Source organism: Pseudomonas botevensis (assembly GCF_019145475.1).
Classification (GTDB): Bacteria; Pseudomonadota; Gammaproteobacteria; order Pseudomonadales; family Pseudomonadaceae; genus Aquipseudomonas; species Aquipseudomonas botevensis.
In genome coordinates this window covers 223,998-246,107 of record NZ_JAHTKI010000006.1, presented here as the reverse complement: position 1 = coordinate 246,107, position 22,110 = coordinate 223,998, and the positions used below count along the sequence as shown (strand labels likewise).

General features: G+C 61.0%; 20 protein-coding genes and 2 pseudogenes. 13 read left to right on the top strand and 9 right to left on the bottom strand.

What is annotated here, in order from left to right; all coding sequences use genetic code 11:
• The first annotated feature begins 11 nt into the window (after window positions 1-11).
• Both KVQ74_RS11025 and KVQ74_RS11020 read left to right on the top strand, forming a co-directional pair.
• Window positions 12-848: an outer membrane lipoprotein-sorting protein gene (locus tag KVQ74_RS11025; protein ID WP_217831094.1), complete on the top strand. Its 837-nt coding sequence runs from the start codon at window positions 12-14 to the stop codon at window positions 846-848.
• A 30-nt stretch (window positions 849-878) separates the two neighbouring features.
• The gene (locus tag KVQ74_RS11020) at window positions 879-3,494 is read left to right on the top strand and encodes an efflux RND transporter permease subunit (protein WP_217831093.1); all 2,616 of its coding nucleotides are present in this window, start codon (window positions 879-881) and stop codon (window positions 3,492-3,494) included.
• Between the two features lie 69 nt (window positions 3,495-3,563).
• Here KVQ74_RS11020 and KVQ74_RS11015 read toward each other — a convergent pair whose 3' ends face one another.
• From KVQ74_RS11015 to KVQ74_RS11005, 3 genes are all read right to left on the bottom strand, one after another.
• Complete coding sequence (locus KVQ74_RS11015; RefSeq protein ID WP_217831092.1) at window positions 3,564-3,974, bottom strand: MerR family transcriptional regulator; 411 nt, start codon at window positions 3,972-3,974, stop codon at window positions 3,564-3,566.
• Window positions 3,975-4,175: 201 nt separating this feature from the next.
• Window positions 4,176-4,757: an NAD(P)H-dependent oxidoreductase gene (locus KVQ74_RS11010; RefSeq protein ID WP_217831091.1), complete on the bottom strand. Its 582-nt coding sequence runs from the start codon at window positions 4,755-4,757 to the stop codon at window positions 4,176-4,178.
• A gap of 52 nt (window positions 4,758-4,809) precedes the next feature.
• Entirely contained in the window at window positions 4,810-5,691 is an 882-nt protein-coding gene (locus KVQ74_RS11005) for a LysR family transcriptional regulator (RefSeq protein WP_217831090.1), read from the bottom strand.
• A gap of 212 nt (window positions 5,692-5,903) precedes the next feature.
• Here KVQ74_RS11005 and KVQ74_RS11000 point away from each other — a divergent pair, with 212 nt between their 5' ends.
• Complete coding sequence (locus KVQ74_RS11000) at window positions 5,904-6,668, top strand: sulfite exporter TauE/SafE family protein (RefSeq protein ID WP_217831089.1); 765 nt, start codon at window positions 5,904-5,906, stop codon at window positions 6,666-6,668.
• Here KVQ74_RS11000 and KVQ74_RS10995 read toward each other — a convergent pair.
• The gene (locus KVQ74_RS10995; RefSeq protein WP_217831088.1) at window positions 6,658-6,972 is read right to left on the bottom strand and encodes a putative quinol monooxygenase; all 315 of its coding nucleotides are present in this window, start codon (window positions 6,970-6,972) and stop codon (window positions 6,658-6,660) included. The genes KVQ74_RS11000 and KVQ74_RS10995 overlap by 11 nt on opposite strands.
• Window positions 6,973-7,170: 198 nt before the next feature.
• Here KVQ74_RS10995 and KVQ74_RS10990 point away from each other — a divergent pair, with 198 nt between their 5' ends.
• From KVQ74_RS10990 to KVQ74_RS10960, 7 genes are all read left to right on the top strand, one after another.
• Complete coding sequence (locus KVQ74_RS10990) at window positions 7,171-7,761, top strand: NAD(P)H-dependent oxidoreductase (protein WP_217831087.1); 591 nt, start codon at window positions 7,171-7,173, stop codon at window positions 7,759-7,761.
• 61 nt (window positions 7,762-7,822) lie between these two features.
• Entirely contained in the window at window positions 7,823-8,734 is a 912-nt protein-coding gene (locus tag KVQ74_RS10985) for a LysR substrate-binding domain-containing protein (protein WP_217831086.1), read from the top strand.
• Between the two features lie 103 nt (window positions 8,735-8,837).
• Window positions 8,838-9,731, top strand: a complete 894-nt coding sequence (locus KVQ74_RS10980; RefSeq protein WP_217831085.1) for an NAD-dependent epimerase/dehydratase family protein — start codon at window positions 8,838-8,840, stop codon at window positions 9,729-9,731.
• 245 nt (window positions 9,732-9,976) lie between these two features.
• Window positions 9,977-11,326: a GntP family permease gene (locus KVQ74_RS10975; protein WP_217831084.1), complete on the top strand. Its 1,350-nt coding sequence runs from the start codon at window positions 9,977-9,979 to the stop codon at window positions 11,324-11,326.
• Window positions 11,327-11,341: 15 nt separating this feature from the next.
• On the top strand, window positions 11,342-12,202 hold the full coding sequence (locus KVQ74_RS10970; RefSeq protein ID WP_217831083.1) for a MurR/RpiR family transcriptional regulator: 861 nt from the start codon (window positions 11,342-11,344) through the stop codon (window positions 12,200-12,202).
• A 1-nt stretch (window position 12,203) separates the two neighbouring features.
• Window positions 12,204-13,661 (top strand): N-acyl-D-amino-acid deacylase family protein, encoded by a 1,458-nt coding sequence (locus KVQ74_RS10965; RefSeq protein ID WP_217831082.1) that lies wholly within the window; start codon window positions 12,204-12,206, stop codon window positions 13,659-13,661.
• A 117-nt stretch (window positions 13,662-13,778) separates the two neighbouring features.
• On the top strand, window positions 13,779-14,147 hold the full coding sequence (locus KVQ74_RS10960; protein WP_217831081.1) for a glyoxalase superfamily protein: 369 nt from the start codon (window positions 13,779-13,781) through the stop codon (window positions 14,145-14,147).
• A 224-nt stretch (window positions 14,148-14,371) separates the two neighbouring features.
• On the opposite strand, the pseudogene KVQ74_RS29530 reads toward KVQ74_RS10960, so the two are convergent.
• Window positions 14,372-14,968: pseudogene (locus KVQ74_RS29530) on the bottom strand (methyl-accepting chemotaxis protein); the annotation flags it as partial.
• 309 nt (window positions 14,969-15,277) lie between these two features.
• Window positions 15,278-16,291: pseudogene (locus KVQ74_RS29525) on the bottom strand (methyl-accepting chemotaxis protein); the annotation flags it as partial.
• A gap of 265 nt (window positions 16,292-16,556) precedes the next feature.
• Between KVQ74_RS29525 and pmrG the strand changes: the two are divergent.
• Both pmrG and KVQ74_RS10945 read left to right on the top strand, forming a co-directional pair.
• Window positions 16,557-17,228, top strand: coding sequence for a lipopolysaccharide core heptose(II)-phosphate phosphatase PmrG (gene pmrG, locus KVQ74_RS10950; RefSeq protein ID WP_217831079.1), 672 nt, complete (start codon window positions 16,557-16,559; stop codon window positions 17,226-17,228).
• A gap of 26 nt (window positions 17,229-17,254) precedes the next feature.
• Window positions 17,255-18,097 carry a phosphatase PAP2 family protein gene (locus KVQ74_RS10945; protein ID WP_217831078.1) on the top strand — a complete coding sequence of 281 codons (843 nt, stop codon included), beginning with the start codon at window positions 17,255-17,257 and terminating at the stop codon, window positions 18,095-18,097.
• On the opposite strand, the gene KVQ74_RS10940 is transcribed toward KVQ74_RS10945, so the two are convergent.
• The 3 genes from KVQ74_RS10940 to KVQ74_RS10930 all read right to left on the bottom strand — a co-directional run bounded on the left by KVQ74_RS10940 (window position 18,048) and on the right by KVQ74_RS10930 (window position 20,779).
• A complete protein-coding gene (locus KVQ74_RS10940; RefSeq protein ID WP_217831077.1) occupies window positions 18,048-19,481 on the bottom strand; it encodes an ArnT family glycosyltransferase in 1,434 nt (477 codons plus the stop codon). The genes KVQ74_RS10945 and KVQ74_RS10940 overlap by 50 nt on opposite strands.
• Window positions 19,482-19,550: 69 nt before the next feature.
• On the bottom strand, window positions 19,551-20,138 hold the full coding sequence (gene rimJ, locus KVQ74_RS10935; protein WP_217831076.1) for a ribosomal protein S5-alanine N-acetyltransferase: 588 nt from the start codon (window positions 20,136-20,138) through the stop codon (window positions 19,551-19,553).
• 260 nt (window positions 20,139-20,398) lie between these two features.
• Entirely contained in the window at window positions 20,399-20,779 is a 381-nt protein-coding gene (locus tag KVQ74_RS10930) for a DUF6124 family protein (RefSeq protein WP_217831075.1), read from the bottom strand.
• Window positions 20,780-21,086: 307 nt separating this feature from the next.
• Here KVQ74_RS10930 and KVQ74_RS10925 point away from each other — a divergent pair, with 307 nt between their 5' ends.
• Window positions 21,087-22,088: a restriction endonuclease gene (locus tag KVQ74_RS10925; protein WP_217831120.1), complete on the top strand. Its 1,002-nt coding sequence runs from the start codon at window positions 21,087-21,089 to the stop codon at window positions 22,086-22,088.
• The last annotated feature ends 22 nt before the right edge of the window (window positions 22,089-22,110 follow it).

The following is a 22,110-nucleotide window of genomic DNA, read 5'->3' as shown; positions in this document are numbered from 1 at the left end:
GGGAAGTTCTCATGTTGCCGATTTTCAAAAGCCTGACCACCGCCGCGCTGATCCTGGGAAGCGCGTGTGCCGGCGCCGCCGACGCCAGCAATGCCGACGACATCATGCGCCAGGTGCGCGACCGCAACGACGGCACCAGCTTCATGTCCCAGGTGTCGCTGATCCTTCACGACAAGAAGGGCAACACCCGGGTTCGCGAGTTCACTTACCTGCAAAAGGACTACCCGGACAGCGACAAATTCAGCATGTATTTCTCAGCCCCTACCGATGTGCGCGACGTGGCGTTCCACATCGAAAACCCCCACGAAACCCTGGGCCTGGAAGACAGCCAGTGGATGTACCTGCCGGTCAGCCGCCAGACCCGCCGGATCTCCACCACCGACAAGCGCGGCTCGTTCATGGGCAGCGAGTACTCCTACGCCGACCTGGACAAGATCCGCGTCAAGGATTACTCGCAGAAGCTGTTGGGCGAAGAGTCGATCAAGGGCCGCGACTGCTACGTGATCGAACGTGAGCCGACCTCTCCCGAGGTGCTGGCCAAGACCGGTTACAACAAGCTGAAAGTCTGGATCGACAAGCAGAATCTGCTGGTCATGCGTCAGGATTTCTTCGACGTCAAAGGCGTGCTGATCAAGCAGATGCGCACGCAGAAAGTCGAGACCATCGATTCGATCGACAGCATCGTGCTCAGCGAAACCGAACACTTCATCGATGGCACGCGCTCGGAGATGCGCTTCAACCAGTTGCAGTACAACGTGCCGCTGGAAGATCGCCTGTTCACCCAGACCGCGATCAAGCGCGGGCTGAAAACCGGCGACCTGCCGGAATACGCCGTGTCTGCCCGCTAAGCTCCGACCCTGACCCTGGAACGCATGATCATGGAAAGATATCTGAATTTCGTCGAGCGCCACGCGCGGGCGATTGTTTTCCTGCTGGTGGCGATCACGGCGTATTTCACCTATACGCTGGGCGCGCTGGTTTCCGACACCAACCCTTACCTGCTCAAGGAAAACCACCCGGCCCGCAAGACCATCATCGATCTGCAGGGTGAGTTCACCGGCACGTTCGACTCGGTGATGGTGGCGCTGAACAACCCGCAGACGGTGTTCAACAAGCAGACGCTCAATGCGCTGTTCTCGATGTCGCAGTCGGTGCGCAAGATGATTCTGGCCAACGATGCGGACAAGGACACCCTGGCGCAAATCGTCGCCCGCTACCCGGACGACAGCCGTGCGCAGTTGTTGACCCGGGACATTCTGGAGGGCGGTTTCTCCCAGAACGACTACGCCAACGCCAAGGCCCTGCGTGATCATGCGCAAAGCCAGAACTGGGATTCCCACGACCAGCTGTTCCTGACCTTTCTCGCCGAACGGATCAACCCGATCCGCGAAATGGCGTCGATGGGTGACCTGGAAAACATCGTCCTGACCGACGATGGCGAGTTGCTGATTCACAAGACCCTCAATGCCTACGACATGGATCCGGCGGTGGTCGAATCGCAGATCATGGGCAACGAGCTGATGGTCGATGGCGTGGTGTCGAAGGACAAGAAAGTCGCCATGCTGGTGGCCGAACTCGGCACCAAACAGGACGACGCGCAGGCGCAATTGCGCGCCTATCAGATCGTGCGCAGCATCGTCGCCCAGTATCAGGCCGATCACCCAGAGTACACGGATGAGATCTTCATCGCCGGGATGCCGATCTTCATCGCCGCCCAGCAGGAAATCATCGATCACGACCTGGCGGTGCTGTTTCCCATCGTGTTTGTGTTGATCACCCTGTTGCTGGTGTTCTTCTTCCGCAAACCGCTGGGCGTGGTGTTGCCGCTGTTCAACATTCTGTTCTGCACCATCTGGACCCTGGGGCTGATGGCGTTGCTGCGCGTGCCGTTCGACCTGTTGACCAGCGTGCTGCCGGTGTTCCTGTTCACCATCTGCTGTTCCGACGCGATCCATGTGATGGCCGAGTACTACGAGCAGAAAAGCGCCGGCAAGAGCAACCGCGAAGCCAACCGCGAAACCCAGCGGCTGATGGTGGTGCCGGTGGTGTTGACCACGGTGACGACCATCGCCACGTTCATGATTTCCACCACCAACAACATTGTCAGCATCCGCAATTTCGGGGTGTTCATGTCCATCGGCCTGACGGCGGCGCTGATCATTTCATTGCTGCTGATTCCGGCCTGGATCTCGATCTGGGGCAAGGACCCGGTGGCTCAGAGCCGGGTTGTCGTCCACAAGGAATCGATCATCTCGCGGTATCTGGTCGCGTTCTGTGCCTGGATGATCCGCTTGCGCAAACCGATCCTCGTGGTGGTCGTGCCGCTGCTGGCGCTGGCGACGGTGTTCACGTTCCGCGTCGACATCGAAGACTCCGGCATTGCCTATTTCAAGCCGGAAAGCCATATCCGCGTCTCTGACCAGTTCATCAACCACGCCAGGGTGGCGGGCACGGCACCGGGCTGGATCGCCATCGACAGCAAGGAGCCGCGCGGCGTGCTGACCACCGAAGTGGTGCAGTTCATCGACAAGCTCGACCACTTCATCAAGCAGCAGCCGAACATCAGTTACGGCTACTCGCTGGCCACCTACGTCAAGCGCATGAACCTGGTGCTCAACGACATGAACCCTGAATACCTGCGCGTGCCGAATGCGCTGGAGAAGGTCACGTCGGTCAACGACGAAGGGCAGGTCGAGCAGTTCGAAGTGCCGGGCAACTCGCTGATCGAACAGCATGTGATGCTGTTTGAAAACGGTGGTGGTTCCGACCTGAACAACGTACTCAACGCCGACTTCTCCAAGGCCTTGACCCTGTACACCATGACCTCGTCGGTCGCCAGCGACTATCAGGCCATGCTCGATCGGCTGGATGCCTGGCTGCTGGTCAACAAACCGGCGAACCTTGAAGTGACGCACGCCGGCACCCCGTTGATCTGGACCGGCGTGTTGCAGGAAATCACCCAGGGCCAGGTGCTGAGCTTCTCCCTGGCGTTGCTGGTGGTGACGCTGATGATGATGTACTGGCTCAAATCCGTGCGGCTGGGCTTGCTCGGCATGCTGACCTTGTTGACCACCTCGGTGACCGTCTACGGCTTCATGTTCCTGTTCGGCATCGAGCTGAACATCGGCACGACGCTGGTGACGTTCCTGGTGGTCGGGGTGGTCGACTATGCGGTGCATCTGCTGTCGCGGATCAAGCTGCTGGTGCAGCAGGGAATTGAAATCGATGCGGCCATTCTGCAGGCAATGCACAGCGTCGGTCGCTCCACGGTGATGAACGTGGTGATCTTCTCCGTGGGCTTCATGGCGCTGCTGTTTTCCGACTTCAAGCCGATCGTCGACCTCGGCGCACTGGTGGCCATGGCGCTGTTCTCCAGCGGGGTCATGACCATTGTGCTGGTGACCCTGGTTTCGCCATGGTTCTTCGGCGCGATTGCTCCGGTTGCGCCGAAGGTGCCGGCACCGCACGAAGCAGGGGAGGCTGTTGCCGGTTGATTCGCCACCGGCCCGGTCTGTATGCCGCGATTCGGCATGCGAGCCAGGTCATGTGGCGCAGCAGGGTGTTCAGTTCAGCATGTTGGCCGGCTTTTTTTCACCGTGGCGGGCGATACGCTCGAACTGACATTCCTGGCGGGCTTCGTTGAGGTTGTTTTCAAACGCTTCGAGGCCATCGTGGACTTGCTGCAAATCGCCGATCTGGGAAACCAGCTCGGCTTTTTTTTCGGCGATCGCTTTTTGCGCCATGTCCCAGGGAAAGTTGTCGCCGCGATAGTTGTTGAGGATGACCTGCAGTTCTTTGAGCTTGAAGCCCAGTTGCTGGGCGCACTTGATGAACGTCAGGACCTCGACGCTCTGCTGGCTGTAGATGCGGTATTTGCCTTCACGCTTGGGCTCGGGCAACAGGCCGATTTCCTCGTAATGGCGAATGCTTTTGACTGTGGTGCCCGACAGCTGGGCGGCTTTGCCGATATACATAAAGATCCGTCTCGATGATCAAACAGCGCATGGCGCGACCAGGCCTCATGCCTGATCGGGGGCGATTATAAGAGCAATACCATTCAAAACGTTGCAACTGTGCGCAAATGACGCGCACAGGTGACGGACGGGCCTCGGCGTGAGCCCGGAGAGGGGCTGACGGCGCGCGTTGGCGCCGTCAGTGGTGCTGGCGGGAAAGCCTCAGCTGGCGGCGGCGGTCAGGCGCGCCTGCTCCAGCCAGACGTCACGCTGTTCTGGCTTGGAGCCCAGGATCGGCCCGAACGTCAGCGTCTTGGTCGGCTTGATGCCGCAGAATTCCAGGGTGGTCTTGCGCATCTGGTGCAGGCCCGGCATGCGATAGATCCACTTGTAGTACCAGGGCGGTGTATCCATGGTCACCAGCAGATGCGCGGTGCGGCCCTTGAGCAGTTTGTCCGGGAAGGCCTTGCCCTTGCGGTACTTGAAGGCGAAGCCGGACAGCAGGATCCGGTCGAGAAAACCCTTGAACAGCGCCGGGATCCCGCCCCACCAGATCGGATAGACGAACGTCAGGTGTTCGGCCCAGGTGATGTCGGTCTGGGCCTGCAGCAGATCCGGCTCCAGGGGCTGGACCTTGTTGTAACCCTCGTGCAGGACCGGGTCGAAGTCCAGCGCATCCAGACGCAGCAGGCGCACGTCATGGCCGGCTTCCTTGGCGGCCTGGACGTAAGTGTCGGTCAGGGCGCCGCAAAAGCTGTCGGTGGACGGATGACCCAGAATCACGAGCATGCGTTTGCTCATCATGTGTACTCCTGAAATGAAGCTCACAGGATAGAGTCTGCCCCTAGCGGTAGAGTCAAGGCATCAGCGCCTCGAGCAACGCCTGGGCGTAACCGGGCAGCTGCTCGAAACGGCGCGCGCACAGTTGCAGCCGGCGGTTGGCCCAGGATTCGTCCAGCGGCCGGCTGATGACTCCGCCTGCCGGCGCCCAGCGTTCGATGGCGACTTTCGGCACGATGGCCAACCCGGCGCCTCGGGCGACCATGCGCGTCACGCCATCGAAGCCGTCGGCGCGGATGCGGATCGACATCCGTTGCCCGATGTGCAGCGCCTGTTCCTCCAGATGAATCGCCAGCGCGCTGTCGGCGCCCAGCGCCACGTAGTCATGGCCGAGGGTTTCGCTGAAGGTCAGCGACGAACGTTCGGCCAGCGGATGACCCGTCGGCAGAATCAGCACCAGTGGATCGTCGCGAAAGGGGCGGGTCTGCAAATCGGTGGTATCGACCGCATCAGAGACAATCCCCAGATCCGCCGCGCCCTGGCGCAAGGCATGGGTGATGCGGGCGCTGGGCAACTCCTGCAAGTCGATGTCCAGGTTGCGGTGACTGCACAGAAAGTCCGCCAGCACCTCCGGCAGGTATTCGGTCATGGCGGTGGTGTTGCACAACAGGCGCACCTGACCTTTGACGCCTCGGGCGTAGTCGGCCAGGTCCTGTTGCATCCGCTCGGCCTGTTGCAGAAGTATCCGCGCATGTTGCGCCAGGGCCTTGCCCGCCGCAGTCGGCGTGACCCCACGGCGCCCGCGTTGCAGGAACTCGGTGCCCAGCGAGGCTTCCATGGCGCGGATGCGCGCGCTGGCGGCGGCCAGCGAGAGGTGGCTGCGGGCCGCGCCGGCGGTGATGTTGCCGGTGTCGAGGATGTGCAGGTAGAGGCGCAGGTCGGTGAGGTCGAAGTGCATGAGGCGCTCGGTATTTTGGGTGTCAGGGCCGGCCTCTTCGTGGGCAAGCCCACTCCCACATGGGTTCGGTGGCGAACACAAAACCTGTGGGAGCGGGCTTGCCCGCGAAGAGGCCCGCCGCTTCAAGGAAAATCCAAGCCTCTTGAAAATCAAGAGGCAGCCTCAGTGTATGCCAGATTTTCAACCCGTCATCCGAAGCGCACAGTAGCGCCATGAACGCACTCGCAGATTTTTACCAGAACCTCGGCCTGACCCTGTCTTTGCTGGTGATCGCCACTTTCATCGTCGCCGGCCTGATCAAAGGCGTGATCGGCCTCGGCCTGCCCACGGTCGCCATGGGGCTGCTCGGCCTGGCTATGGCGCCGTCGCAGGCTGCGGCGCTGCTGATTATTCCGGCAACGCTGACCAACGTCTGGCAACTGGCATTCGGCGGGCATCTGCGCGGGCTGATCCAACGGCTGTGGCCGATGCTGCTGATGATCTTTCTCGGCACCGGCATCGGCACGTTATGGATCGGCATGGCGGGAGGACATTGGGTGGTGCGTGGGCTCGGCGCGGCGTTGTTGCTGTATGCGCTGAGCGGTCTGTTCCTGCCGACACTGCGTGTCAGTCGTCGTCACGAACCGTGGCTGGGGCCGTTGTGTGGGGTGATCACCGGCGTCATCACCTCGGCCACCGGCGTATTCGTGATTCCGGCGGTGCCGTACCTGCAGGCCCTGGGCTTGAACCGCGATGAATTGGTGCAGGCGCTGGGCCTGTCCTTCACCGTGTCGACCCTGGCTTTGGCCGGTGGATTGCTTTGGCGCGGAGCGCTGGGCGGCGGGGAGTTGAGCGCCTCGCTGCTGGCGCTGATCCCGGCGGTGCTGGGCATGTTGCTCGGCCAATGGCTGCGGCAGCGGATCAGCGCGGTGCTGTTCAAGCGGGTGTTCTTCGTCGGTCTGGGCGCGCTCGGCGCCCACCTGTTGATCAGCGGCTAGCCGACGACGCGCTGAGCATTTCGATCGGACGGATATCGAAATCCCGCTCCAGGTAATCCATGCGCTTGGCGAAGAATTCCTGCATGTGCGGCAGGTTCGAATGCACGTCCAGATGCGCCCGGGATTCCCAGATCTCATAGAAGATGAACAGGGTCGGATCTTCTTTGTCGCGCAGCATGTGGTACTCGATGCAACCCGGCTCCGCGCGGCTCGGTTCGACATAGGCGCGAAACAGCGCCTCGAAGGCCTCGGCTTTTTCCGGGCGGGTCTTGGCGTGCAGGATAAAACCGTGACGTTCACTCATCAGACACTTCCTCCAGTTCAGATGGCGGCCAATCCTACGGCAACAATCTGCTCTTGATTCGTGCGTTTTTCTCAAATGTATTTTGCGCGGCCACGGCTTATTCCGCGCGAGACCGGTCGCTAATCTGCCGCCATTCAAATTTCTCCCTTCTCCATCCAGCCCCGGCGGCTGCGCATCGGAATCCGATTGAGGCGCTCCATGAAAAAAGTCTTGTTGCTCAATGGCGGTAAAAAATTCGCTCATTCCGATGGTCGCTACAACACCACCCTGCACGAGGCGGCGCTGAGTGTGCTGGATCGCGGCGGTGTCGACGTCAAGACCACCTTCATCGACGAGGGTTACGACATCGCCGAGGAAGTCGCCAAGTTCCTCTGGGCCGACGTGGTCATTTATCAGATGCCGGGCTGGTGGATGGGCGCGCCGTGGACGGTGAAAAAGTACATCGACGAAGTCTTCACCGAAGGCCACGGCAGCCTCTACGCCAGCGACGGCCGCACCCGTTCCGACGCGTCGCAGAAGTACGGCAGCGGCGGTCTGATCCAGGGCAAGCAATACATGTTGTCGCTGACCTGGAACGCCCCGCAGCAAGCCTTCGACGACCCGACCGACTTCTTCGAAGCCAAGGGCGTGGACGCCGTGTATTTCCCGTTCCACAAGGCCAACCAGTTCCTCGGTATGACCGGCCTGCCGACGTTCCTTTGCGTGGACGTGATGAAGCGTCCGAACATCGAGGCCGACGTGGCGCGTTACGAGCAGCACCTGACCGAGGTGTTTGGCCTCAAGGCCTGACACTCGGCTACTATCGAAGGCCTGAGCTTGCGCAGCAGGCCTTTTCGATTCGAGGACATCCGTGAAAGCCAGATCCGATGAGTTGCAGATTTTCGTCTGCGTGATCGAATGCGGTTCGATTTCCGCCGCCGCCGAACAGGTCGGGCAGACGCCGTCGGCGGTCAGCCGTACCTTGTCGCGGCTGGAGGGCAAGCTCGACACCACGTTGATCAACCGCACCACGCGGCGCATGGATCTGACCGAGGAGGGCAAGTATTTCTTCGAGCAGGCCAAGTTGATTCTCGACCAGATGGATCAACTCGAAGAACGCCTGTCCTCGCGCCAGCAAAATCCGTCCGGGCGGTTGCGGATCAACGCGGCGTCGCCGTTCATGCTGCACGCCATCGTGCCGTACATCGATGAGTTCCGCCGGCTGTATCCGGACATCCAGCTCGAACTCAACAGCAATGATCTGATCATTGACCTGCTGGAACAAAGCACCGACATCGCCATCCGCATCGGCACGCTGGCCGACTCGACGCTGCATGCGCGTTCGCTGGGGTGCAGCCCGCTGCTGATCGTCGCCAGCCCCGCCTATCTGGAAAAACATGGCGAACCGCTGGAAGTGGTGAACCTGAGCGAACACACCTTGCTCGGTTTCACCCAGAACGAAGGCCTCAACCAGTGGCCGCTGCGTTACGTGCACGGCGACCGCTGGCCGATCACCCCGGCGATCAGCGCATCCAGCGGCGAAACCGTGCGGCATCTGGCGCTGGAAGGGCAGGGCATTGCCTGTCTGTCGCACTTCATGACCATCGACGACATCCGCGCCGGCCGGCTCAAGGTGTTGCTGGCGCAATTCAACAGCGGTTACCGGCAGCCGATCAACGCGGTGTATTACCGTAACTCGCAACTGGCGTTGCGCATTCAATGCTTCCTCGATTTCATCCAGGGCAAACTGGCGGCGTATGCCAGCGCCGACTTCCAGGGCTGATTCGTGATTCCTGCGCAAGAGTGAATTGGCCGAGGGCGGGTTTTTCCAGCCGCATCGCAAGTCGATACTCGTTGCATCACTTACTCACGCAGGGAGTTTCTCCATGAACGTATTCGTTACCGGCGCTGCCGGCTTTATCGGCGGCTCCATCGCCACCGGTCTGATCCAGGCCGGGCACACCGTCACCGGCCTGGTGCGCAGCGCCGAACAAGCCGCTGAGCTCAAGGCTCTGGGCATCACCCCGGTGATCGGCACCCTTGATGACCAGGCATTGCTCGGCGAGCAGGCCCGCGCGGCCGATGCGGTCATCAATGCCGCCAGCAGCGACCATCGCGGCGCGGTCGAAGCCTTGCTCGACGCGTTGCGCGGTTCGAACAAAGTGTTCCTGCACACCAGCGGGTCGAGCATCGTCGGCGATGCGTCGGGCGGCAAATCCAGCGACGTCATTTACTTCGAAGACAACCTGCCGCAACCCACTGTCGACAAGGCTGCCCGCGTCGCCATCGACAACCTGATCCTCGCGGCGGCGCAGGACGGGGTGAACTCGGCAGTGATCTGCAACACCCTGATCTACGGCCACAGCCTGGGCGTCAACCGCGACAGCGTGCAGTTGCCGCGCCTGCTGAAACAGGCACGTAAAAGCGGCGTGGTCCGGCATGTCGGCACGGGGCAGAACATCTGGTCCAACGTGCATATTGAAGATGTCGTCTCCCTATACTTGCTGGCGCTGAGCAAAAACGTACCAGGCACCTTCTACTTCGTCGAAAGCGGCGAAGCGTCGTTCATCGACATGACCACCGCCATGGCAGAAGCCCTGAACCTCGGCGAACCCCAGGACTGGCCGCTGCAAGACGCAGAAGCCGAATGGGGCTACGAAATGGCCAACTACGGCCTCGGCTCCAACAGCCGTGTCCGCGGCAAACACGCCCGCGAACTGTTGGGCTGGGCACCGAAACGCACCTCGGTGGTTGAATGGATTCGTAACGAAATGGTGTAAGCCTTTTCAGATACGCGTTCAAACCTGTGGCAGCGTCGCACAGCCGCTGCCACAGGTTTTTTGTGTTCATTGAAAACCCATGTAAATCCCACCCCTCGATTTTCATTATTCACGACATCCCATACCCGTCAGCGACAACCCTTATCCCTCCACGAAAATTATTTTCACTTCGTTTGAAAACTCGATCTCGAAATGATTTATGAGTTTCACAACCCATTCGACGTGACCCTTTCGAGGAGTACCGCATGACGCCTTCCTTCGGCTATTGGCTGCTGGTCTATGCCGCCGTTGCCATCATTGCCCTGATCGTTCTGATCGCCCGTTACCGGCTCAATCCGTTCATTGTCATCACGCTGGTGTCCATCGGTCTGGCGCTGGTGGCGGGGATGCCGCCGTCCGGCGTCGTGGGGGCGTATGAGGCCGGGGTGGGCAAGACGCTGGGGCATATTGCGCTGGTGGTCGCGCTGGGCACGATGCTCGGCAAGATGATGGCCGAATCCGGCGGGGCCGAGCAGATGGCGCGCACGCTGATTGAGCGTTTCGGCGAGAAGAACGCGCACTGGGCGATGGTGTGCATTGCGTTTCTGGTGGGGCTGCCGCTGTTTTTCGAGGTCGGGTTTGTCTTGCTGGTGCCGATTGCCTTTACCGTGGCGCGGCGGGTCGGCGTGTCGATCCTGATGGTCGGTCTGCCGATGGTCGCCGGGCTGTCGGTGGTGCATGCGCTGGTGCCACCGCATCCGGCGGCGATGCTGGCGGTACAGGCCTATCAGGCGTCGGTCGGGCAGACCTTGCTCTACGCGATTGCGATTGGTATTCCGACGGCGATCATCGCCGGCCCGCTGTACGCCAAATTCATAGTGCCGCGCATTCAGTTGCCGGCGGACAACCCGCTGGAAAAGCAATTCCTCGAGCGCGAGCCCCGCGACAGCCTGCCGGGATTCGGCATCACCATGGCGACCATTCTGTTGCCGGTGGTGCTGATGTTGATCGGCGGTTGGGCCAACCTGATTTCCACGCCGGGCAGCGGCTTCAATCAGTTTTTGTTGTTCATCGGCAACTCGGTCATCGCGTTGTTGCTGGCGACGTTGCTGAGTTTCTGGACTCTGGGGCTGGCCCAGGGTTTCAATCGCGAATCGATCCTCAAATTCACCAATGAATGCCTGGCGCCCACCGCCAGCATCACCTTGCTGGTGGGCGCCGGCGGTGGCCTGAACCGGATTCTGGTGGACGCCGGCGTAACCGATCAGATCGTCGGCCTGGCCCACGAATTTCACCTGTCGCCGCTGATCATGGGCTGGTTGTTCGCCGCGCTGATGCGCATCGCCACCGGTTCGGCCACGGTGGCGATGACCACAGCTTCCGGCGTGGTGGCGCCGGTCGCCATCGGCCTGGGTTATCCACACCCGGAACTGTTGGTGCTGGCGACGGGCGCGGGGTCGGTTATCTTTTCCCACGTCAACGACGGTGGCTTCTGGTTGATCAAGGAATACTTCAACATGACCGTCGCCCAGACCTTCAAGACCTGGACGGTGCTGGAAACCCTGATTTCGCTGGTCGCGTTCGCGCTGACCGTCGGCCTTTCCTACCTGCTTTAACCGGAGCCCTGCGTCATGGACATCCTTTATCAGATCCGCGCCCGTCAGGATTCCTTCAGCGCCGGTGAAGGACGCATCGCCCGTCTGATGCTCGACGACGTTGGATTTGCCGCGTCCGCCAGCCTCGAAGACCTCGCGCACAGAGCGGAGGTCAGCACCGCCACGCTGTCACGGTTTGCGCGCTCGGTCGGTTGCCGCGACCTGCGCGATCTGCGCCTGCAACTGGCCCAGGCCAGCGGCGTCGGCAGCCGCTTTCTCGACCCGGCGCGGACGCCCGAGCAGTCGGCGTTCTACGGGCAGATCGTCGGCGACATCGAAACCACCCTGCGCCAGCATCTGGCGGCGTTCGACGAGTCGCGTTTCGCCGATGCGGTAACGTTGCTGGGCAAGGCGCGGATGATTCACGCCTTCGGCATGGGCGGTTGCTCGACTCTGTGCAGCGATGAGTTGCAGGTGCGTCTGGTGCGCCTGGGCTATCCGGTTGCGGTGTGCCACGACGCGGTGATGATGCGCGTCACGGCCGCCAGTCTCAGTGCGGAACATGTGCTGATTGTCTGTTCGCTGACCGGCATCACCCCGGAATTGCTGGAAACCGTGGAATTGGCGCGCAACTATGGCGCGCGAATCCTCGCCATCACCCGAGCCGACTCGCCGCTGGCGGAGCTGGCCGACATCGTGCTGCCGCTGCAAGGTGCAGAAACCTCGTTCATCTACAAACCGACGGCGGCGCGTTACGGCATGTTGCTCGCCATCGACGTGCTGGCCACCGAGCTGGCGCTGGCCAATCCTGAAGACAACCAAGAGCGTCTGCGGCGGATCAAACTCGCCCTCGACGAATACCGTGGCGGCGACGATCACCTGCCGCTGGGAGACTGACATGCTGTACGACACCCTGATCCGCAACGCCCTGGTCATCGATGGCAGCAATACCCCCGGCTACGCCGCCGACGTGGCAATCGTCGATGGTCGCATCGCGCGCATTGGCGACCTGGGCGATGCGCGCGCCACCGATGAGATCGACGCCGCCGGCCGAGTGCTGGCGCCGGGTTTCATCGATGTGCACACCCATGACGACACCGTGGTGATCCGTCAGCCGCAAATGTTGCCCAAGCTCAGCCAGGGCGTGACCTCGGTGATCGTCGGCAACTGCGGGATCAGCGCCTCGCCGGTCAGCCTGCGCTGTGATCCGCCGGACCCGATGAACCTGCTCGGTTCGGCCGCCGCGTTCGTCTATCCACGGTTCAGTGATTACCGCGCGGCGGTCGAGGCGGCCAACACCACGTTGAACGTGGCGGCGCTGGTCGGCCACACGGCGCTGCGCAGCAATCACCTCGACGACCTCTTTCGCACGGCGAGCGCCGAGGAAATCGCCGCGATGCGCGAGCAGTTGCGCGAAAGCCTCGAGGCAGGTGCGCTCGGCTTGTCCACAGGGCTGGCGTATGCGAGTGCCTTCTCGGCGTCCACCGACGAGGTCATGCAACTGACCGAAGAACTGACGGCGTTCGGCGCGGTGTACACCACCCATTTGCGCAGCGAATTCGAACCGGTGCTGGAGGCGATGGATGAGGCTTTTCGCATCGGCCGTCACGCCCGGTCGCCGGTGATCATTTCCCACCTCAAATGTGCCGGTGCCGGTAACTGGGGGCGTAGTCCGCAGTTGCTCGCATCGCTGGAGGCAGCGGCGAAAACCCATCCGGTCGGCTGCGATTGCTATCCCTACGCGGCCAGCTCCTCTACTCTAGATTTGAAGCAGGTCACCGACGCTCACCGCATCACCATCACCTGGTCGACACCGCATCCAGAGGTGGGCGGTCGCGACCTGATCGACATCGCCGGCGAATGGAAGGTGTCTCTGCTCGACGCCGCCAGACGCCTGCAACCGGCCGGCGCGGTGTATTACGGCATGGACGAGAACGATGTGCGCCGGATCCTCGCCCATCCGCTGTCGATGGTAGGCTCCGACGGACTGCCGGAAGATCCGTTCCCGCATCCGCGCTTGTGGGGCGCTTTCCCACGGGTGCTCGGACATTTCAGTCGCGACATCGGCCTGTTTCCGCTGCACACCGCCGTCCACAAGATGACCGGTCTGTCGGCCGCGCGCTTTGGTTTGAAGGACAGAGGCGAGATCCGTGAAGGACGCTGGGCGGATCTGGTGTTGTTCGATCCGGCGACCGTGCGCGACGTGGCGGACTTCAACGACCCGCAACGGGCAGCACAGGGGATTGACGGGGTGTGGGTCAACGGCGTGTTGAGTTATCAAGATGGACAGGCCAATGGTCGCCGGGAAGGGCGGTTTCTGGCGCGGCAAGGTGATTTGCGCGACAGCTTTCGCTGAGTTTCGAGCAATGCGTCACAGTGGTGGCACATTGCAATTAAAGAAAGCCTGCGCCAAGCCGAATTGCTGACATCCACCCCATCTAGACTGTGGGGCCAACCAGTCAGGGAGCACCCCATGAGCTTCGGTAAAACCACCCCGATCCTGCGGATTTTCGATGAGGCCAAGGCGGTAGCGTTCTACGTCGACTTCCTCGGTTTCAAGATCGACTGGCAACACCGTTTCGAGGCGAATTTCCCGCTGTACCTGCAAGTCTCGCGGGGCGAGTGCGTGCTGCATCTGTCCGAACACCACGGCGATGCGACACCGGGCTCGGCCCTGCGGATCGAGACCGATGAACTGGAAGCGTTCCAGCAGCAGTTGATCGCCAGCGAATACCCATTCGCCCGCCCGCAGATTCAGGCAATGCCGTGGGGCAGCCAGGACATGACGGTGACTGATCCGTTCGGCAATCGGCTGGTGTTCACCAACGCGATCAGCGTCTGACCCCGCAAGCCCCTCACCCTGACCAAGGGACTGATCGAGTGTCTGGGAGGGCTGAGTCGACATGAGCTACCGAGTCGAACTTGGATTTTGAACAGCACACCAATCGGCTCTCTCTCTCCGGGAGAGGGCTGGGGTGAGGGAAAAAGTCGCAAGCCAAACAAAAAAGCCCGCTGCCAAACCATTGCGGTCTGGCGGCGGGCTTTTTCGTCAGCGCTGACGGGGCATCAGACGCGGAAGTGGCTGACCATGGTCTGCAACTGACCACCCAGGCGCGCCAGTTCAACGCTCGACGCGGCCGTCTCGTCGCTGGCCGCAGCGGTCTGCTCCGAGACGTCGCGCACGTTGATGATGCTGCGGCTGATTTCCTCGGCCACGGCGCTTTGCTGTTCGGCGGCAGCGGCGATCTGCTGGTTCATCGACTGGATGTTCGACACCGTGCGGGTGATGTTTTCCAGGGACGAGCCGGCCTTGCGGGTCAGGGCGACGCTGCTGTCGGTCAGGGCGCGGCTGTTGTTCATCACCGCCGAGACTTGCTGAGTGCCGTTTTGCAGACCGGCCACCAGGCCTTCGATTTCCTCGGTGGATTTCTGCGTACGCTGGGCCAGGCCACGGACTTCGTCGGCGACCACGGCGAAACCGCGACCGGCTTCACCGGCACGGGCCGCTTCGATGGCGGCGTTGAGGGCCAGCAGGTTGGTCTGTTCGGCCACAGCCTTGATCACGTCCATGACGCTGCCGATCTTGTCGCTTTCCTGTTGCAGCACGCTCATGGCTTCGGTGGATCGCACCACTTCGCTGGCCAGGCGCTCGATCTGCGCGATGGCTTCGTTCACCACTTTGTCGCCTTCACGGGCTTCGCCGTCAGCGGCGGCAGCGGCTTGCGAGGCTTCCTCGGCGTTGCGCGCGACTTCCTGCACGGTGGCGGTCATCTCGTGCATGGCGGTGGCAACCTGATCGGTCTCGACTTTCTGGCTGTTGACCCCGGCGCTGGTCTGCTCGGTCACGGCCGACAACTCTTCGGCGGCGCTGGCGATCTGGGTGACGCCGTCGCGGATGCCGCTGATCAAGTCGCGCAGGGTCACGCCCATGCGCCCGATGCCTTGCTGCAGCACGCCGAGTTCGTCACGGCGGGTGACGGTGACGTTGTGGGTCAGGTCGCCGCTGGCGATGCGCTCGACCACGGTCAGGGTTTCTTGCAGCGGACGGGTGATCTGCCGGGTGATGACCACGGCGGCAATCACGCCGACCAGCAGCGCCAGCAGGGTACTGATCAATTGCAGGGTGCGAGCCTGGGCACTTTCGAGGTCACGGCGGTCGAGCTGGATCTGATACAACTGCTCGCTGAGGGAGACGATCAGGTTGCCCTGGTCGGTCATTTCCTTGCGCGCCTGCACCGCTTCGCTGTTGGCGGTCTTGAACGCCTGCAAGGCGCTGCGGTAGTTGATCAGCGCTGTTTCCAGCGAACGCAGGGCGTCCTGCTGGCTGTCGGCAAAGTGCACGTTCAACTGCTTGAGGCTGGCGATGGCCACGTCCAGTTGGCCGACGGCTTTCTGCTCGGTATCGGCGTTGGCGGTGGCGGTGTAGCCGCGCACTTCGTAGCGCGCCAGGATGAACGCTTCCTTGGCGGTGGTGATGGCCTGGAACTGTTCGAAGCGCTGATCGCTCAGTGGCATCTGCTGGACGCGGGCGCTGATCGCTTCGATCTGGTTGTACGCCGCTTCGGCGTTGGTGCCCATGGTGTCGCGCGCGCTGTTACCGGTGCGGTAGGCGTTGCGCATTTTGTTCAGCGAAGTCTGATACTCGGCGATGGTCGCGGCCTGCTGCTTGAGCAGTTTGACGTTTTCCGGGCTCTTGAATTTCTCGATCAGCGCCTGCTGTTGCGCGGCGAAACCTTCGAGTGTGGTCTGCACGTTCTGCGCGGCGGTTTCATCACCATTGGTCAGCATGTATTGCAGACGCACCACGCGCAGCTTGGTCAGACTGGCATTGAGCTGGGTGATGTCGCTCATCCAGTTGCTGCGGTCGATCAGACCGCCGAGGCTGGTCCAGCCGGTCAGGGCGAGAATACAGGTCAGGGCCAGGACAAGACCGAAGCCCAGCCCCAATTTGAGGTTCACGCTGATGTTACCGAACCAGCTATTCATCACAATTCCTCCAGAACGTTGTGTTCCTTGATCGTCAGTTAGGCTGGAAGATTTGTTGTTTTTTTGAGCCAGCAAGGGTGTAAGCAGGTCTGTATCGGCCGCAAACCCGAGAGCTGAAAGGATTTTGTCGGATTGATTCTGTAACAGGGTTTTCCGGGCAGCCGCCAAGACTTTTTTCACACGGGTTTCACTGCCTGCCCACGCTCGCGTCTTTACCCTCGCCGCATCCTGAGAAGCGTGGTGCATGCCGGTGAGGCGGCCTGATGTGGAATTGAGACTGAGTCTGTTCGGCCTGAAACGCTCGATTGATCTGAGCGGTCTGGCCCGTTATCGAAATACCCTGGTGGTGCTGGCAGCATCGCTGCTGGTCATCCCCCTGACCCTGTGGCTGCTGGCGCCTGCCTCGGTGCCAGACCTGGCCCATGGCAATGTGGCCGGTGCCCGGGCCCTGGCGGCGGGGTGGGCCAAGGGCGACATGATCGTGCTGGTGCGCCACGTCGAGCGTTGCGACCATTCCAAAGCACCGTGTCTGGCTGGCAACGACGGCATTACCGACCGTTCGCGCAGTGTCGCGGTCGGCGTCGGTGCGCAGTTCGAACACCTTGGTCTGGACCAGGCCGATATCTACAACAGTCCGATGCTGCGCACGGTGCAGACCGCCGGCTATATGTTCAACAAAGCCGGCACCGGTGAAGACTGGCTGATCAGTTGCAAGGGCCGGATGTTGCAGCAGGCACTCGCGCACAAGGTCGCGGGACGCAATCTGATTCTGGTGACCCACAGCGAATGCATGGCGCAACTGGAGAAAGATCTCAAGGCATCGACCTCGACGCCAGGTTACGGCGCTTCGCTGTTCATCTCCGCCGCCACCCCGACGGCCCCGAAAATACTCGGCCTTATCGAAGCCTCGGACTGGCGTTCGGTGACCACAGAATGAATGTTTTCCCCAACTCAGGACCCGCCATGTCGCCCAGTCGTTTCTATTTGCTCAACTTCGGTATTCCCCTGGCCTGCGCGGCACTGGTGTTTGTGATGTTCGACATGACCCATCTCGACATCGCCTTCAGCAACATGCTCTTCGACCCGCTGACCCAGGTGTTCCCGATCGAAAAGAGTCATCTCTTCGAGCAATTCACCCACAAATGGGCGCGGATCGTGCCGAACTGGACGGGGGAGGTGGCGGTCATCGGTGCGGTGCTGTCGTTTGTCTGGCCATTGCTCAACACCGCCAGACGTCCGCGCCTCGGTGTTTTTCTGGAGCGCAGCAAGGTGGCGCCGATCCTGAGATTCACCACCGCTCACCGCCGCGACTTTCTGTTTGTGGTGATCGCGTTTGCCCTGTGTACCGGGGTGATTCACTTCCTGAAGGCGCACACCAGCGTGTATTGCCCGATCGAAACCACCCTGTACGGCGGCAAAATGCAACACATCGACTGGTTCAGCAATTTCCAGTGGTTTCATGACGCCGGTGAAGGCCGTTGCTGGCCGGGCGGCCATGCCTCCGGTGGATTCACCATGCTGGCGCTATACTTTGTGGCGCGGCGTTACCAGTGGCGCTTCTCCGGGGCGGTAATGTACGGCTCGCTGCTGCTCGGTCTGGTCTATGGCACAACACGTGTCCTGCAAGGCTGGCACTACATGTCCCACACGTTCTGGGCCGGAATCTTCGTCTGGCTGACCTGTTTGCTGACAGCCCTGGCGTTCTACGGACAGGCGCGACTGGCGTTGCCGGTACGCCAGAAGCACGCGCCTGCATTCACAGGCCTACAAAGTAATACGCCTGCCGCCCCACCATCATTGTCTTGAGCACCTTCAGCGGCGCCACTGGCGGTTGATCTCCGGACATCACCGCCACGTTCAACGAAGAGGCACCGAGAAAGTCCCGAAGCTGCGCATCGGTATCCAGCCCCTTGAGCACGCTTTGGGTGTAGAACACGCTGGCGCCGCCCACTCGTTCATTGGCCTGAAACAGCGCCACCTGATGGCCGTTGGTTTGCAGGGTCTGAATCTCGGTGGTCAGCGGCAGGAACGACAGTTCGCGATCCGCACGGGGCAAGGCCCACTGAGCGGCAACCAGGTAACTGCCGATCACCAGCGTCAGCACGCTCATGCTCAGGGCCTGGCGATGGCGGGCGATCCAGCCGATCCAGCCGTTTTCACGCCCCTTCAATCTGTCGAACAGCACCCTGGCATACTCAGCCGCGATCACGGCCGCCGCCGGGGTCATCGACATCAGGTACACCGTGCGCTTGCTTGAGGCCAGGGTCAGCATGACGAATTGCGCAACGATCCACAGGCTGAAAAACAGCAGGTAGCGATTGGCCCGCAGCTCCTTGCGAAAATGCCACAGCCCCAGATACACGAGGATGTTCCACGGCAAAAAGGCTTGCGGCAGTTTGGCGAGGTAATAGTAGAAGGGCTCGTAATGCCCGGCCTCGACGAACGATCCACTGAAACGTCCGACGCTGTTGGTCAGCAACACCTCACTGACGGCCGGCATGCCACCGCGCTGATACAACACCGCGAGCCATATCAGCAGCGGGATCAGGCCAACCACGGTCAACCATCCAGGACGCAACCAGGCGCTGATCTTCAGACGCCGGTCGAGCAGGTTGTCCGCCAGCAGGTAAGCGAAAATCACCACGCCAGGCATCGCCAGGCCCAGGACGCCTTTGCTCAGGGTGGCGATGGCAATCCCGGCGATGAACAGCAAACTGCTGCCGGGCGTCGAGGCGCGCTGAGACTGGAAAAAGGCCAGCAACGCCATGCTGACCCCGAGCGCCAGCAACGCATCTTCACCGACGCCGCGCACGTTGCTCCAGTAGCTGGCCATGGTCGCCAGCAGAATCCCCGCCGTCCAGGCGACGGCCTTCGGCCGCTCGAAACGACGCAGCATGCCATACAGCAACATCACGCTAAGCAGCCCGGCTACCGCCGACGCCAGGCGCACCGCCCATGGCGACACCCCGAACAGGCGCATGGCGCCAGCATCCAGCCACAGGCTCAGCGGCGGTTTTTCCAGGAACGGCTCGCCGAACAGACGCGGCGTTACCCAGTCATTGTCCAGATGCATCTCCATCGCGATGCCCGCGACCCGGGCCTCGGTGGAGCCTTGCAACTGATGGTTGCCCAAGGCGAAGAAAAACAGCAGGGCGGCAAGCAGAAACAGCGAAGAGGCGGAACGCGACATAGGTTTCAGGCAACCGGAAGGGAGCGGGAAACCCAGCTTACGCGGCCATTCCTTAACAATTTGTGAACGTCACGCGAGACGACGCGACCAGCGCTGCTCCGGCGCCTCGAAGGCGGCATTGACCAGCGCGGTCAGCACATGATCCTGCCAGCGCCCGGCGATGTTCAGATAAGCCTTGGCATAACCTTCCCGTTCGAACCCGAGGCGCTCGAGCAAACGGGCGCTGCGCTCGTTGCCGGGAATGTAATTGGCCATGATCCGGTGCAGGTTCTGGGTGTCGAACATGTATGCGATGGCGGCTTCCAGCGCTTCCTGCATCAACCCCTCGCCTTGCCGGGTCTCGTCGATGTGATACCCCAGATAACACGCCTGAAACGCCCCGCGAATGATCCCGCTGAAATTGCAGGCGCCGATCATCTGCTGGCCGTCGAGGGTCAGTATCGCGAAATGCACGGCCAGCGAGGCTTCGAACGCACTGGCCTGCACTTCGAGGCGTCGGCGGATCTGTTCGGTGGAGAAGTAATCGGTGGTACGGATCGGCGACCACGGCGCGAGATGGCGCTGATTGCGCCGGTAGAAATCGCTCTCCAGCGCAGCCTGATCCGGGGACAGCACCGCGAGCGTGAGGCGTTGGCAGGGCAGGGTCAGCAGCGGCATCGGGTGCTCCGGGTCGTGGGGGTAACGACAGGATTGCCCGGTCGCGAAGAAAACACAAACGTGAATCCCTCTCGTGGGGGCGTGTGTTTTTGGCGGACAAAAAAAAGCCCGCAGGAGAGTGCGGGCGAACCGTAGTTTCTTGAATGAGCGAGCAGACTTTACAGGTTTGGCGAAGCGGGGGGAGTGAAGAAAAGTTCATGTCGCCAGACCGGCAGCGGACCGCTGGCTCGCAACCTAATGGTTGAAGATCGCCAAGCGGCTCAATGGCACCTGAACGGCTTCTCTTCGGCCGGTAATTGCAGCGGATCAAGCTTGCCCAACGCCGAACTGACCAGCATCTCGGCCAGCCCCGTCAACTGATGAATTGCCACCGCCCGCGCCCGCTGTGGCCCCTGCGGATCATTAACTATATCCAGAGTCATCACATTCACCGAGGCCAGATTCTGCGAAGCATGAGTCAGCAATGTCATCAGATCGGCGTCAGGACGAACACTGAACATCTGATTCACCGGCACCAGCGGCAAACCACGCCGCCGTCCATTGCCCCGAGGCTCGGCAACATTGGAGCGCTCGGAAATCGTCAGCGTCTTCGACTCACAGAGCGTCGCGCTCTCAAAAGGATTCGGGTCTTCTTTCTTCATGACATAGCTCCATGTGGTTGGTGATCCCTGGGTCCCGGCTTGCCGGCGCCGTTCACCGAAGTGCAGCGAAGGCAGCAGGGTAACTTCATGAAACGAGTGCCACCAGTTCATGGAAGTCGACGTGGGTTGAGGGAAAAGTCCTAGGATGGGGAGATTGTGTAGGACTTGGTGTGGAAGGCATCGCGCTGAAATCTCGCACCGTTGGCTCATTCAACTATGCAGCGTTCGGTATCGAGCTTCTCATTCACACAGGCGACCGCCGTTGCTACAGTCTTCTCCCTATTCCATGGAAAGAATGAGTACCAACATGCCAACAATGTGGATGATTCGAGGTGACGGCGGCCGTCTTTATGACGACTTCAGAGATCGCAATCTCGCCGCCATCGGTTGGGCTCAGCTAGCGCCTGCGGCGAAGCCCGGTGTTTCACGGAAGGCGTTGATTCAGGCTTATAAGGAGATTCAGCCAGGCATAAAGGAAGGGACCGCCATATCAGGTGCTTCGCAGGTGTTCCGTTTCGTTAACGAAATCAATATCGGCGATACGGTCGTCACGTATTCCCCCGCAAACCGCACCTATTTGGTGGGCCGCTTTACTGGCGCGTGCCAGCCCCGTCCCGATCTGGCAGATGACGGTATGTCTCTGACCAGACCCGTTGAGTGGTACGCAAACGAAGTTGATCGAGACAAACTTACTGGAGCAAGCAGAAACAGTCTGGGATCTACCCTGACTGTATTCAATGTTGCCGAAGATGCACAGAAGGAGTTGCTGGCTCTCGCTACGGGCAACACCGTATCCCTTGCGCCAAAAGACTCGATTGAAGAACCGGAAGCTCTTGAAGATCCGTTGAAAGGAGTTCAGGAGATTGCTTTCGAACGGATCAAGGATCAGATCAACAGCCTTGAATGGGATGAAATGCAGGAACTGGTTGCGGGAATCTTGCGAGCAATGGGCTACAAGACACTTGTTTCACCAGCAGGTGCTGACCGGGGTAAAGACATCATTGCTTCGCCCGACGGCTTCGGATTCGAACCGCCACGGATCGTTGTAGAGGTCAAACATCGAAGCGCTCGGATGGGAAGCAGTGAGATTCGCAGCTTTTTGGGTGGTAGACACAAAGATGATCGAGGCCTGTATGTCAGTACTGGCGGATTCACCAAGGACGCGCTGTATGAAGGGGAACGAGCCAATGTGCATCTGACAATGTGGACGCTGGATGAGCTGGCACGCACGTTGATGGCGCATTACCCGGCGACCGATCCGGAGACAAAGCGGTTGGTGCCGTTGAGTTATTTTTATGTGCCTGCTTGAAGGGGGCAGGGTTTTGTTTGGC